16 protein-coding genes are annotated in these 13,939 nt (G+C 43.7%); 5 read left to right on the forward strand and 11 right to left on the reverse strand.

Annotated features, from left to right (window positions below; genetic code table 11):
* The first annotated feature begins 127 nt into the window (after positions 1–127).
* Positions 128–910, forward strand: a complete 783-nt coding sequence (locus ARB69_RS02025; RefSeq protein WP_055150472.1) for a class I SAM-dependent methyltransferase — start codon at positions 128–130, stop codon at positions 908–910.
* 175 nt (positions 911–1,085) lie between these two features.
* Here the strand turns inward: ARB69_RS02025 and ARB69_RS02030 are convergent, their stop codons facing one another.
* The 6 genes from ARB69_RS02030 to ARB69_RS26565 form a co-directional block, all read right to left on the reverse strand.
* On the reverse strand, positions 1,086–2,273 hold the full coding sequence (locus tag ARB69_RS02030; RefSeq protein WP_055150475.1) for an MFS transporter: 1,188 nt from the start codon (positions 2,271–2,273) through the stop codon (positions 1,086–1,088).
* Positions 2,274–2,696: 423 nt separating this feature from the next.
* On the reverse strand, positions 2,697–3,065 hold the full coding sequence (locus ARB69_RS02035) for a YkvA family protein (RefSeq protein WP_055150478.1): 369 nt from the start codon (positions 3,063–3,065) through the stop codon (positions 2,697–2,699).
* 163 nt (positions 3,066–3,228) lie between these two features.
* Entirely contained in the window at positions 3,229–3,981 is a 753-nt protein-coding gene (locus ARB69_RS02040; RefSeq protein ID WP_083486988.1) for an arginase family protein, read from the reverse strand.
* 128 nt (positions 3,982–4,109) lie between these two features.
* Positions 4,110–4,802 (reverse strand): aspartate/glutamate racemase family protein, encoded by a 693-nt coding sequence (locus ARB69_RS02045; RefSeq protein ID WP_050639697.1) that lies wholly within the window; start codon positions 4,800–4,802, stop codon positions 4,110–4,112.
* A gap of 49 nt (positions 4,803–4,851) precedes the next feature.
* Positions 4,852–5,469 carry a GNAT family N-acetyltransferase gene (locus ARB69_RS02050; RefSeq protein ID WP_278312351.1) on the reverse strand — a complete coding sequence of 206 codons (618 nt, stop codon included), beginning with the start codon at positions 5,467–5,469 and terminating at the stop codon, positions 4,852–4,854.
* A gap of 157 nt (positions 5,470–5,626) precedes the next feature.
* Complete coding sequence (locus tag ARB69_RS26565) at positions 5,627–5,803, reverse strand: hypothetical protein (RefSeq protein WP_154253391.1); 177 nt, start codon at positions 5,801–5,803, stop codon at positions 5,627–5,629.
* 460 nt (positions 5,804–6,263) lie between these two features.
* Here ARB69_RS26565 and ARB69_RS27545 point away from each other — a divergent pair, with 460 nt between their 5' ends.
* The 4 genes from ARB69_RS27545 to ARB69_RS02070 all read left to right on the forward strand — a co-directional run bounded on the left by ARB69_RS27545 (position 6,264) and on the right by ARB69_RS02070 (position 9,146).
* On the forward strand, positions 6,264–6,698 hold the full coding sequence (locus ARB69_RS27545) for a hypothetical protein (protein WP_055150484.1): 435 nt from the start codon (positions 6,264–6,266) through the stop codon (positions 6,696–6,698).
* Positions 6,699–6,778: 80 nt separating this feature from the next.
* Positions 6,779–7,441 (forward strand): DUF3298 and DUF4163 domain-containing protein, encoded by a 663-nt coding sequence (locus ARB69_RS02060; RefSeq protein WP_055150487.1) that lies wholly within the window; start codon positions 6,779–6,781, stop codon positions 7,439–7,441.
* 42 nt (positions 7,442–7,483) lie between these two features.
* Positions 7,484–8,749: a DNA polymerase Y family protein gene (locus ARB69_RS02065; protein WP_055150490.1), complete on the forward strand. Its 1,266-nt coding sequence runs from the start codon at positions 7,484–7,486 to the stop codon at positions 8,747–8,749.
* A gap of 70 nt (positions 8,750–8,819) precedes the next feature.
* Complete coding sequence (locus ARB69_RS02070) at positions 8,820–9,146, forward strand: hypothetical protein (RefSeq protein ID WP_025656968.1); 327 nt, start codon at positions 8,820–8,822, stop codon at positions 9,144–9,146.
* A gap of 24 nt (positions 9,147–9,170) precedes the next feature.
* Here the strand turns inward: ARB69_RS02070 and ARB69_RS02075 are convergent, their stop codons facing one another.
* The 5 genes from ARB69_RS02075 to ARB69_RS27995 form a co-directional block, all read right to left on the reverse strand.
* Complete coding sequence (locus ARB69_RS02075; protein WP_050639692.1) at positions 9,171–9,791, reverse strand: TetR/AcrR family transcriptional regulator; 621 nt, start codon at positions 9,789–9,791, stop codon at positions 9,171–9,173.
* 26 nt (positions 9,792–9,817) lie between these two features.
* Positions 9,818–10,909, reverse strand: coding sequence for a radical SAM protein (locus tag ARB69_RS02080; protein WP_055150494.1), 1,092 nt, complete (start codon positions 10,907–10,909; stop codon positions 9,818–9,820).
* A gap of 252 nt (positions 10,910–11,161) precedes the next feature.
* Positions 11,162–11,914: an N-acetyltransferase gene (locus tag ARB69_RS02085; protein WP_055150556.1), complete on the reverse strand. Its 753-nt coding sequence runs from the start codon at positions 11,912–11,914 to the stop codon at positions 11,162–11,164.
* 151 nt (positions 11,915–12,065) lie between these two features.
* Entirely contained in the window at positions 12,066–12,485 is a 420-nt protein-coding gene (locus tag ARB69_RS02090; RefSeq protein ID WP_083486989.1) for a DUF1810 domain-containing protein, read from the reverse strand.
* A gap of 2 nt (positions 12,486–12,487) precedes the next feature.
* Positions 12,488–13,831, reverse strand: coding sequence for a GNAT family N-acetyltransferase (locus ARB69_RS27995; RefSeq protein WP_330377502.1), 1,344 nt, complete (start codon positions 13,829–13,831; stop codon positions 12,488–12,490).
* Between the last annotated feature and the right edge of the window lie 108 nt (positions 13,832–13,939).

Raw genomic sequence — 13,939 nt, forward strand, 5'->3', positions numbered from 1 at the left:
TTATACTATATAAAAAAATCTGCCGCAACTAAAATACGAAGTTTAATTCGTATTTTATTGACACGGTGGCGCCCGATCTGTATAATAAGAATATGAATTATAATTCGCATTTAAAAGGAGCTAACACATGAATGAAAAAGTAAAAGAAAAATTAGCCGAATCTCTTACATCTGACGAAACAGGAATCATCCCATTCCTGCCCTATCTGTTACAGGATTTTTGGGAATTAGGCAGCTCCCCCGAAGAGATGCTGCTTACATTTAAAAATCATATACCCATGAACAGAGACACAAAGGTATTGGATTTGGCCTGCGGTAAGGGCGCGGTCTCCGTCCGGCTCGCAAAAGAGTTAAATATCCACTTTAAAGGAGTCGATATACTGCCGGAGTTTATTGACTATGCAAAATGTAAGGCGCAGGAATATGGTGTCTCTGACTTGTGTAAATTTGAGGTGCAGGATGTTAATATTTCAGTAGAGACTGAAAAAAATTATGACTGTGTAATCTTTGGTGCAGTAGGCAGCATTTTAGGCAGTTTTAAGGAAACGATATCCAAATTGATGTCCACCATTAAAAACGAGGGATTTCTCCTGATTGACGATGCGTATGTTACAGACCAGGCGGCAAACGGGCAGCTGCAGTTTGAAAAGCCGTATCCTACATATGATGAATGGTGTGAGTGTTTTCATGAATTGGGACTGCATATGATTGAATGCAAATCCTGTACAGATCCTGTTTCTGATACTGCGGAAAAAGAAATGAGTTGGATTACATCCCGGGCAAATGATCTCATGATCCATTATCCTGAACATAAGTCCATGTTTGAACGGTATGTCATAAGCCAGAGGAGCGAGTACAATGATTTGGAGGAAAACCTGATAGGTGCGGCATGGCTTCTGCAGAAGAACTAGTACATCGTAAAATAAGTAACTGACTCATAAGCTGAAATAAATTTTTGAGAGTGCTGCTCCACAAACGCAGGCGTAGTGAGCTACGCTGAGGCTCGTGGAGCGGTGCTATCGGAAATTTAGGTCTGCTTATGTGGCAGTTACTTATTTTACGATGTACTAGGCGCTTAGTTCAGCTTCACCGTATTACTTTCGCCGGTGCCGCCGTATGCTTTGTTTTTAAAAATAAAATAGTAAATACTAACGTTCCCACCAGGCATAGAACATTAGAGACCATGCCCCAAGTCAGCCCGAATGTCCCGCAGATCATTCCCATAATCCATGGAAAAACAGTATGCCCCATACTGATACTGACAAAGAAAACAACCGAGACAGTACTTTGGCAGTCCGCGCATTCCTTGTACCCTATGGTCAAAATTAACGGAATGGCCGCTCCTGCGAACAGTCCTGCCGCCGCATATCCAATCATTGCAAAAGCCATCACCGGTATCAATACGCCCGCCAGATGCAGCACAATGGCCAGCGCCAGCCCCACTGCCAGTATATACTCTTCCTTAAACCGGATCGTCAGCCTGGCACAGACCAGTCTTCCTATAACAAGGCAGACCCAGAACAATGAAGAACCCATACTTGCAGAAAATGTCCCGGCATCATATTGATACTGCAGATACAGCGGCACCCATGTGCTGATGCCGCCCTGATGCCCACAGTAAAAGAACATGGCAAATAATAAATATATAATAACCGGCTTTTTTAATATTCCAAAGTCCATACGGTTTTGATTTTGTGTCCCGATTGCCGCCGTTCTCACCGGGGCTTTCCCTTTGAGCAAAAAAACCACCAGCAAGACCACACTCCCGGCTCCGATATATCCATAGATCATCTGCCACTGGGGTAAGACTGTCAGAAGTTTCGCCGCCAGAAGCGGTCCGGCAAAGGATCCCGCGCCGAAGCAGCCATGCAGCAGATTTATATAGAATCCTTTCTCTTCATCATGATATGCTGATATCTCCGTGTTTACCGTCAAATCCAGAAATTTGGTTGCTATTCCAATCAGAAGCAGCAATATAAGAAAAACCGTAAGGGTATCTGCCCTGCTTACAGCGAGCATCCCCAGCGCAAATACCGCGTATGTAATTAAAATCCATGTCCTGTTTTGAAAGTATTTCAATACAAAAGCGGATACAATTACCCCGGCTAAACAGCCAGTATTGTATAGAACTGTGAAAATACCGCCTTCCGAGACATCCATTCCAAAATCATTCAGGAAATCTACCATGAACGTGCCCAGAATAGATGTCCCTACCGCATAGGTAAAAAACAATGCATATATCAGTATAAAATATGTCGTATTTTTGTTCTTCATTTCGTTTCCTCCAATATTACTTTCTTAACATAACCGTGACGGTTCAGACAGGTCTGAACTGTTACACAGAATCCTCAAAAGGCTTTTCCAGTCTCTGTGAAAAGCCTTTTGTTTTCAAAATAATAATATCAAAGGTAAAATTACGACTCTATAATAATATTACTAAATTTTGTCAATATATTACTTATTTACTATACAGCACAAATTTTGTTATTTCTTCACTCCGGTGCACAAGCTGTCCGCGTCTGGGGCCGGGGGCCCTGCCTTCCTGGCGGAGGAGAGTTTATCTAACACAAAATAGACATATCCCCGTAAGAATCAGGGCTTGTACGTCCTGATTCTTACGGGGATATTTAACTGTAATGAAAGGGTGGTTTCAAATTTCCTTTAAATAGCAATGTGTCAATTCTATAACCAGATTTTTCATCTTATCCAGTTCTTTACGATTAGCCAAATTAATAACCCCCAGATTAAGACAATAGGAAAAGCATAGTACCACTTCTTCGGTCTGCCATTTTTCCATAGATCCCTGGCTGATTTACGATGATTTTCCATGATATTTTCTGGTATAAAGCTTATAGTAACTGCAACAAGGACAGGTAGTAAAATAATATCATCCAGATATCCTAAAACAGGTATGAAATCCGGAATTAAATCAATTGGTGAAAGAGCATAGGCAACTGTAATTGCAGAAAAAATCTTTGCTGCAATTGGAGTATTCTCGTCTTTTAAGGCCAAGTAAACAGCCGGTATATCCGTCTTAATTTTTTTCGCCCGTTCTTTTAGATTCATCATAATCTCCCTACCTGTATTAGTAATGCTTGTTTTAGGATCACCCGTTGCGATAACCAACTCCGGCTTTCTACTGTTATTACATCGCATGATAGGTCAATATAGGAACGGATAGTACAGATATACCAATAATTCTCCTGACATTTACTGTTATTATACGGCTTTAATTTACAATAAACCTTTTCAGAAACAGATATAGTTCCTTATTTGTCCTGCTGTTTATCCGTTCATCCTCAAGGTACTTTGGAAGTGCCTCCCCCGCAGGGCATTCCCCACAGATGTCTGCACCAATAACACCTCTGTTCACAAGCAGGAGTTCCAGAATCTCTTCCAGCATCCTGACAGACATTCCTCCCTGGCTCCAGTTTGTTCTTGCATAATTTTTCCCCAGTACATCCTTATCAATAGAAATGTACAGGGGGATATGCTCCGGTATCTTTTTCAAAGCCTGTCTTGCTTTATGCTGTTCCAGTTCCTGGAGACTGACACAGAGCAGCCGGCGCCTTCTGGCATCCGGTATTTCTTCGATCGTCCGGCTGTCCGGTCCGATCAGCACAAGCTGCTCCAGATATGGATGCGTGAAAAGCACCTCTCCCGCCCAGCTCCCGCAGCTTGTCAGGTCATGGACCAGAGGAATCTGCATGTCATTGTGATAATCAAACAATATCAGAGAGAACGGAAACTTGATTTTTTCCAGGAAAAGTTTCGTAACATAATGATAATTTCCCGAATCCAGAAAATGAATTCCCGAGGGGCCCCAGGACTTGAGTCTGCACCGGATCTCATCTTCGGCTTCGGGTGTACAGTACATGCTGCATTGCGGGATATCAGAACAGTCTATGTATTGGATGTCCTGCAGTTCTTTCCATGTCATTTCGGAATAGCAATGCGTAAAATCCATAATCAGATTTCTCAACTATCTGTTCTCCTTTCCTCTTGCTTCACCATTTTCCATGTCCCAGGATTTCCATTACAGGCATTTATCATATACTCCTGTTTCATGTTCTCCTCCATAAATCCTAACTTTTCTATATCTGCTGAGTGTTAACTGTTTAATGCTATTTCTACTGCCCGTTTTGCATGGATCACAGTTGTATCAAAAACAGGCAGTGAAGAATCTGCCTGATGTATAAGAAGTCCGATTTCCGTACAACCAAGGATAACGCCATCTGCCCCTTTATCTTTTAAACTATCAATGATCTTTTGGAATTTTTTACGGGATTCCTCCTTGATTTTGCCTATACATAGTTCTTGGAAGATAATATCATTCACAACATCAATATCTTCTACATCCGGAATCACCACATCTATGCCTCTGTCAATCAGCCTTTGCTTGTAAAATTCTTGTGTCATAGTGTATTTTGTTCCCAGCAATCCCACGCTCCGGATTTGACATTTTTCAAGCTCTTCTGCCGTGGCATCCGCTATATGTATGATAGGAATATGTATCATTGATTGGATTTGAGGGGCTACTTTGTGCATCGTATTCGTGCAAATCAGAATGAAGTCTGCCCCGGCAGCCTCTAATCCTTTCGCTGCATTGCCCAGAATATCTCCACTCTTTTCCCAATCACCGTTTGACTGACATTTCTCAATTTCATCAAATTCTACACTATAAAGAATAACCTTTGCAGAATGAAGTCCGCCAAGTCTGTTTTTAACCTCTTTATTTATGATTTGATAATATGGAACTGTACTCTCCCAACTCATTCCGCCAATCAGCCCAATTGTTTTCATTTCCAGACCTCCTCGAATTCTGATTTCCTTCCCGGCAAGCGAGAATTTACTATACTGTCTTACTGTAAACAAAACATTTTAATGGAACTCTGCCTTTCGGCATTTTCAAGATGATTTCTTTCTCTTCCGCTCTTTCAAATCCTCTATGCTCATAAAACTGATATGTGCAGGCATCATCCGTGTAAAGATAAAGCGTTTTCCCCTTTTCCTTTTCTTCCAAAGCATTGAGCAGAGCCGTACCTATACCCTTAATTTTGCAATCCGGGTCTGCAGCAAGAAATAGAATTTCACCATCAGGCGTATTGGATTTCAAATAATGTGCTAACAGTTCTTTTGTGGTATCCTCATAAAGATCAGCACCACCCTTAAAAAAAGTCCTCTGTATCACATCAACAATTTTAATGTAGCTTTTTTGCAGAAAACTCTGGTATTTCTTTTCTTCGCTTTTCATTTCTGCCAATAAAACACCTGCAAATTCACCATCTGCATATGCCGCCAAAATCTGTGTTGCACGATTTATTTCGAGATACCAAAAATATCTGCCATAAGCATTAAGCAGAAATTTATTGTCCAGATACCAATCAAAGTGCATACCCTTAATTGCAAATTGAATTGCTTTTTTATGATCTTTTTTTCGTATATCTTTAATTTCTATTTTCAAAACCATACCTCACTAAATTCTAATTGAATAGAATTGATGAACTAAATCGCAAATTAGCGGTAACGAAAAACGACATTCCCGTTAAAGTTTAAAATAGTAACCTATAATTACAGCCCGGAATCCTGATTATGGATTCCGGGCTTGATTTCTCTGTTTGTGATTGTTATAAGTTATTTGATACGGAGCGGTGGCAAGCCCGCTCAACCTCATCAAAAATAATTTCATCCATTGCTTTTAGTTCTGCGGTATCTTTCATTTGCTGGCGTTTCAGTTCTTTCATCCTTTTTTCAAGATCCCCCATTTTTTCAAACAACAAATCTAATTTTTCACTGTCTGTCATATGAATACCTCCAATAATTTTTTGTAAGAAACTTGCCTTCCTTAACTATCTTTATCGCACATCATTCATACGAATATTTCAAGCTTTTTTAATAACTATTGTATCACTTTTCTCTTTATATTTCCCAAAGATAATTCTCCTGGTATATATTAATATACGATATTCAGACGAATAAAACAATAGTATTCTGGGCGCACCAGAAATATTGGGGTTGATATTGGGCTTCATGGGTTTTCAGAGCCTATTGGCGGTTTTTGTCAACACAACTGTAAATTCGGGAGATTACTAACAGGCATATGATGTGTTTGGCAATTTTTATTTTAAGGAGCTGAAATTCCACCTTTTTTCCATTCCGCTCCTATGTTAAGATAAAGATAACTCAGCCGGCCGGCCCAAAAAGCCTATAAGTATTTCCCGGTATGTCCGTGTCACCACAATACGAGATTAACAGGAGGTTTCAATGTCAACGAAAAAAGTACTTATTATAGGAATCGTTTCCGTGATCTGTGTATGCATCGGAATCTTTTTCATAACCCGCCCACGCAGAGACAAAGATGTGGAGCCGGCCGAAAATGCAGAAAGCCTTCCGGGCGTATACACAGCACAGGAGATTGAAGACGCCAAGCAGATTGTCCGTGACCAATTTACAGAAACGTTCACCGGCTGTACTCTGACCGACCTGTGGTATGACGAAGAAATCAGCCGCAAACAGGCCGATGAATGGGCCGAACAGTATGAAGCCAAAGATGCGCTCGTCCTGCTGTCCAATTTCGATGTGGACGCTTCCGGAGGAGACGGAAGCCTGAATCCCAATTCCACCTACACTGACTGGAACTGGATTCTCGTCCGCAACTCCGATAGCGAAGCATGGACCCTAAAGACATGGGGCTATTGATGTGCCGGCTCATTCTCTGGAAGGTATATTTCCCGGCATTTTGCAATATAGTATATTAATTTTATTTTTTCGAGGCCGCCATGCAGACAGTTTCCCAAAAAACATTGGAAAGTACAATGTACTACCACAATATCCCTGTTTTTATCTACAAGATCCGTTATCCCTTTTTTACAACCACATGCAGCTTGGCTGCCGCCAGGAAGATTAACCAATACTATATCTGTAATTCCCGGGCGGCAGAAAATTACTGCCAAACAGTTCTTTTCCCCCAGGCCGTTGAGAGTGCCCGGTACATTCAAGATGATCATATTCCCTTTAATTCTTACGAGATGGATACCCAGTTCAAAATTACACTGAATCATGATTCTATCGCCAGCCTTTATAACGACCAGTATACCTACATGGGCGGGGCCCACGGCATGACCCGCCGGAACTCAGATACATGGGACTTTACTACCGGTTACCGTATCTGCCTCCGGACGATATATTCCGAAGATTCTTCTTATCCGGAAAACATATTGGAAGAGATTGAGAGGCAGACCGCAGAGCGTTTGGCGTCCTCCCCCTCTTCTTATTTTGATAATTATCCGACTCTTATACGGGAGCATTTTAATCCTCAAAGTTATTTTCTTGAACCGCGCAGTATTGTCATATACTATCAGCAGTATGACATTGCCCCCTATGCCACGGGAATCCCCGAATTCAGGCTTCCTTACCCGGAAAATATTACCTCTTGTATATAGAACATATGTTCTGATACAATTGTTTTAAAGGAGGTAGTATCCATGAATACTGTTATCTACCATATTGATGTAAACAGTGCGTTTCTCTCCTGGGAAGCCGCATACCGTCTTCATCATCTGGGCGGCACCCTGGATCTGCGCACCATTCCTTCCGCGGTTTCCGGGGATGTGGCCGCAAGGCACGGCATTATTCTGGCCAAAAGCACTCCTGCAAAACGCTTCGGCATCCATACCGGGCAGACGGTCCTGGAGGCCCGTCAGAAATGTCCCTCCCTTTATATGGTCCCCCCCAATTATGGACTTTACCAGAAATGTTCCGATGCCTTTATCAAAGTCCTGAACGAATATACGCCCATGGTGGAGCAGTACAGTATTGACGAGGCCTTTATGGATATGAGCAGCACCCTGCACCTCTTTGGAAGTCCTGCCGGAACCGCCATGAGGATCAGAGACCGTATCCGTGAAGAGCTTGGCTTTACCGTAAATATAGGGATTTCCAGCAACAAGCTGCTGGCAAAGATGGCCAGCGGATTTCGTAAGCCTGACCGGGTCCACACCCTTTTTCCGGAGGAAATCCAGGAAAAAATGTGGCCTCTGCCCGTCTCGGATTTATTTTTTGTGGGCAGGGCCACGGCCTCCAAGCTCCTGAAGCTTGGTATCCGAACGATTGGCGAACTTGCGGCAAGCGATCCCGAGCTTCTCTCCTCTCATTTAAAAAAACACGGCAAGGTTATCTGGGCTTTTGCCAATGGAATTGATTTTTCCTCTGTGGAGCCTGACCCTCCGCCGCAGAAGGGTTTCGGCAATTCTACCACCATTGCCTTTGATGTGACGGATGCCGGGATCGCCCACCTGGTACTTCTGGGGCTTGCCGAGACGGTGGGCTCCAGGCTCAGGGAGAATCAGGTACAGGCAGAACTGATGTCTGTGGGAATCAAAAGTTTTGATCTGAGCTATGCCAGCCATCAGATGATTCTGGACAACCCCACTAACATTACCACGGAGCTGTACCGTTCTGCGTGCCGCCTGTTTGACCAGCTCTGGGATGGCAGAACAGCAATCCGGCATCTGGGCATCCATACAGGCAGGCTGCAGGATGGGACGGCCCTTCGGCAAATGAGCCTTTTTGATACGGCGGACTACGCAAAGCTGGAAACATGGGACAGCACCATCGATTCTATCCGGAAGAGATATGGCATGGATACGGTCCGGCGGGCCGCTTTTCTGGACACGCCGATCGACCATCTGGAAGGAGGCATTTCCCGGGAAAAGCGGGATGTAGACTATTCGTGCCTTACTATTTTTTAATACAGGGATCTGTTAAGAGATGAAAAAGCTGATGTGTATCTTACGCTATAAGACAGGAGGTATATAAGTTATGGGTATGGGAATCGGAATTAATGTTCATACACCGGATGCCGGTAAGATCCGGGGACGCCAGGAACCAGTGGCCTGCGGTGTCTGGTATACAAGCACCGGAACCGCCATCCCAAAACTGATCAAATTCCAGGGGGAGGACGGCGAGATCCGCACACTGACAAATCTGCATGTGCTTTCCTTTGAAAAAAAGAATTACTGCGGCATTCCCACCGTAGAATACGAATGTGATGCAGTGGTAGATGCCCGCCGCTATCTCTTCCATCTGCTCTACTATGTAGAGCATCAGAAATGGACGGTGCTCTGGAAGTCCTCCCAGAGCATATGACCCGCCGGGGCCTTTTTTACTATTTCAGTTTTCCACTTGATAAATGCGTGCAAACTCTCTCACATGCCGCTCAAGAACCATAAGCGCTTCCTTTTCTTGCTCCGGCTCCTGGTCGTATTTATTAAGGAGGAAAAAAATGGGGGCATAAAAGTGAAGAGCCATCACTTCCGGATCTGCCTCTCTGAAGATTTTCCTCCTGCACATTTCTTCAAACAGGGCGCTCTGATAGGAGATGCTGGCTTCCATAAAGATCTGGCGGTATACTTTATATATGTCTTTGCTGCGGTACTGCTCTATCGTCAGCATCCTTCTGAACCTGGCAGCGAATTCGTCCTTCAGATAAAACAGAAAGATGCCCCTGCTAAGTGCCTGCAATGCCTCAAGCGACAGACCGCCATACAGTGCAGCGGCTTCTCCCATATCCGATTCACCCGGAAGGCCGAAATCCAGAGAGATCCGCTCCATCCTAAGGGACATCTCCTGTACAATCGTATCAAAAATCTCCTGTTTGCTTTTGTAGTGTTTATACAGAGAACTGTCTTTGATCCCCACTGCATCCGCAATATTCTTCACACTGGTTCCCTGATATCCCTTTTCCGCAAAGAGTGTCAACGCTTCCTCCATAATCCGTTCTTTCGTTGTCATACGTGTCTCCTCTAAATGTGCATGATTTATTCGCATTGCAGCAGCGCCTGTACTTCACTCTCCCGTCCAAACAGTACACAGCCGCCGCTGTGCTCTGCATTCAGCAGCCCACCGGCCTGAAGCCTCGCAAACAGGGGGGAACGAAGTACTTCCCGCAGACTTTTCCCCCGGATATTTGTATCTGAATATGGGGAAAACGGGCACGGTTCTGCCCCTCCGTCCGCGTTGATGTGGAAAAATCCCCTGCCCGCCGCCAGACAGCCGCCCGATGATTTCTCGTCTCCCGGGAAGGATATGTACAGCATGGACGTATTCCGGCTTCGAAGTTCTGCAAGTCTTTTATCCATAAAGGCCCGGTCTGCATCATCCGGCGCCAGCTCCTGCGTCTTCCCGTCAGCGGGAACATATTCCACATAAATCACAGCTTTACACCCGGCCTTTTCGAGTTCTTCTGTGAAATCGCAGGAAGTCACTTCTGCTATATTTTCTTTTGTCACAGTAATGGATGTGCCAAACAGAATTCCCGCTTTTTTCATCCGTTCCATGGAATCTGACAATATTTTATAAACGCCGTCTCCACGCCTCGCATCTGTTCTTCCCCGCTCTCCTTCAATACTGAAGACCGGCACCAGGTTCCTGTGATCGGAAAATAACTGTTCATAGGATGCATCCAGCATGGTCCCGTTTGTAAACACAGGGAATAAAATCCGCTTATGTACTGCCGCCTCTTCCAGAACATCCCGCCTTAATAGAGGTTCCCCTCCTGCCAGCAAAATAAAGCCGATTCCAGTCTCCTCGGCCTGTGAAAAAAGGTTGCCCCACTCTTCCCGGGTCATCTGCCTCTTTGTAATCTCTTCCTCACACAGATGGTTTGCCCGTGCATAACAGCCTTTGCAGTGGAGATTGCACAGACTGGTAATACTTGCTATCAAAAACGGAGGAATATGTTCCCCTCCCGCTTCCGCTCTTTGGCGCAGTTTCCGCGCTGCCCGCGAAGCTGCTGCATACTGCACCATAAATGCACTTTCCTTCGGATTGTCCAGGGAAGCTTTCAGTATCCCCTTTATAATATTTTCTACACCACCGCTTAAATATTCTTCTAATTCAAATGTCTGCATCCTTTCCCTCTTTTCTTTCTGCAAATATCAACCTGCCTTGCACAGTAAACGGACAGGCTAATGACCACTCGCTTTACATTTCCAGTATAGCTAGCGAACATTAGCCTGTCAAGAGCAGATAAAAATTTTTCTTTATTTGCAATACTTAAGGGGGTGTTTGGAAATGAAATTCACAAACTACATATTGAGGCAGATTATAAAGCCGGGCAGCAATATAGCGTATGAATCATTCATTTTCCAGCGCCCCCACAACTAGTTCTTTTTCTGTATCATACTTTCAAACTTCTTTTCCGACAATATCTCGTTTGTTACAAATTCTCCGTCATAGAAAAGACTGAAAGAGGTAAAGGGCGCCGGCGCACTTTGAGCCTGTTCTGCTGTTTCTATTTTTACCGAGCGCCACGGCACCTGATTTTTGAGTGCTGCCGCCTCCAGAATCGGAATATATTTTGCCGTAAACGGACATTGATTTGTATAGTATGCTACATATCCTTTCTCGTCCACATGGGGATTTTTCACATGTTCCATAAATGCCGGTTTGTCCACATTTTCAGTGAATGGCAGATACATCAGTTCATAAAAGGGCTCTGCCGTGTCCACCGTTTCGAATCCCTTATACTTCAAATATCCTGGATCCATCAGAAATGGCCGTTTCTTTGCGGAAGACAGTACAACAAGCCCTTTCTTCCCTTTTTTACGGCTGTCCAGGATACATTCTTCCAGCAGCTGACTGGAATATCCCTGTTCCTTAAACTTACCGGATACCCAGAAGCAGTCAATATACATATATCCCGGCGCTTTGACCGGCACCCAGGCCGACTCCGCAGGAATATATTCTATAAAGCATTTCCCCCGCACATCCCCCTTCAAAAATACCAGACCTTCGTCCAGTCTGTCCCCCAGCCATGCCTTCTTGGAGGCAACCTGGCAGTCCTTATTGTTGGAAATTGCACAGCAGATGTGTTCCTTCTCCAGATTTTCCTTTGTCAATACAATCAATTCCATATATGTTTTCTCTCTTTTCTCCGCCGCATAACCTGCGCAGCGATTATTTTCTTTATTCAGGTTAACATATAAAACATGACATCTGTATGTCATATATAACCCCTGAGAGGTAAAATAACGAAGACATTTCAATATTTTAATTTCAGTGAATTCAGTACTTCAAAATATCTATTGTTCTCTGATCCTTTTCCCCACAGAAGAATTTATCAAGCACTTGCTGAAACACTTCGCACTCCGGTTTTGCCAAAGCAAATAGTGTCATAGATGACTTCAGTTTCAGATGATCCGGCCAGCCCATCACATTAAGCGCATCGTTAGAATCTAAATCCAGCAGAGCCTGTGATATTCCTATCAAATTTCTTCCAAGGATCAAGTCTTCCATATATTCCTTCGCTTCATTCAGGTCTTTGATTGCATAATACTGAGACGCTGTACTATGACCAAGTCCTGCAATCTGCGGGAAAATAAACCACATCCAATGGCTTTTCTTCTGCCCGGCCTGTATCTCCTGCAGAGCAATCTTATAATAGTTCCGCTGTGCGGATAGAAAACGCTCTAATTCATCCTTCATTCTCATTCTCCATTATTGCATCCATATCCCCAAATCTCATAAGCACTATAGGCATGGTCAAAACGATACCCCAGCTTTTCTGCCAATGCGGCAGACCCTTTATTCTGAGCATCCCAGCTGGGATACCAGTCCCGTTCCAGGCATTCTAAAATCAGCTTTGCACCGGCAGCATAAGCGAGACCTTGTCTGCGATATTCCTCCTTTGTATCAATCTCTATTTCGATTCCGCCTATATAGCCTGCATAAGAAGAAGCACCGGAAACAATCTCATCTTCTTTCAAAATCACCACTCCCAGCCCATGGTCCCGGTACTCTGAATATTCTTTATATTGAGATACCAGATCCCGGCTCCATTCGAAAAGACTGCACTGCCTGAAAATGGATTCATCTATCATCTCTATCCGATAATCCGCCGACAGCCCGGCAACTGCTGCTTCTAATGCAGCTTTGTCGAAGATCTCTTTTTCCTTTTTAAAGGCATAGCGCACAACCTTTTTCGCCTTTTCCCCGTAATACTTTTCAATCACTTTGCTCCACTGATCAGTCTGCGGAATCATAATCATAAAGTCTTGTTTGCAGCAATCGGGCTTATATGCGGCTAATTCTTCATCCGGTTTTCCCGCCAGAAAACAAAAATCTCCTAACATAGCCATAACAGAGTTGGGGGCCTCTATATCATCCACATATATGTGCCCCATCACATTCTGCAGGCATGACCAGATAAGCGTCTCATCCCAGCCTGCAAAGAGCGGTTCTGCTTTGTGACGCTGCTGCAACATATATACCTTATTCTGCCGCTCTGCTGCAAACCCGCCCGCAGGACATGCACTAAGGGGTACCCCTGGGGATACCTTTTTACTGGCGTTACATAAATAATCATCTGCTTCTTTTCTTGATGTAAAAATGATGATCTCTTTTTCCTTCCGATATTTATTCAGCAGTTCATATATCTGCGGCAATTGCTTATCCGGGAAATCAATCATCCATTGTTTAAATTCTTCATCAAATTCCGATTCGACCCATGGCATATCCTCACGTTTTTTTCCTATGCGGGATTCTGCACCTGAAAGGCAGATTTCCAGCGGATAATCCATTAGAAAAACGGTGTCGCATGCTTTCAGACGGGCTTCAAGTGTTCTCTGATAATTACCGTCAATAATCCAGCTATCCTTTTTTATAATGTCATTCAACAGCGTATCAAACTCTTCTCTTGTGATATTTGTTTGATCCGGCTTATGCCACAGCATATCCAGGTAATATAGCGGTAATCCTGTCAAATTTCTAAGCCTCCGGGCAAATGTACTTTTTCCTGCACCAGGACTTCCAATAATAATTGCTTTTAACATAATTTTGTCCTTAATAATTGCTATTTTCTTTAAATTTTAAACCATACTTAGTACATCGAAAATTTAGGTTAGTTTAACAGCAAATTAATTATTATTCGAGGTACTAGG

The sequence above is a fragment of the Faecalicatena contorta genome (assembly GCF_001404335.1).
GTDB lineage: Bacteria > Bacillota > Clostridia > Lachnospirales > Lachnospiraceae > Faecalicatena > Faecalicatena contortus_B.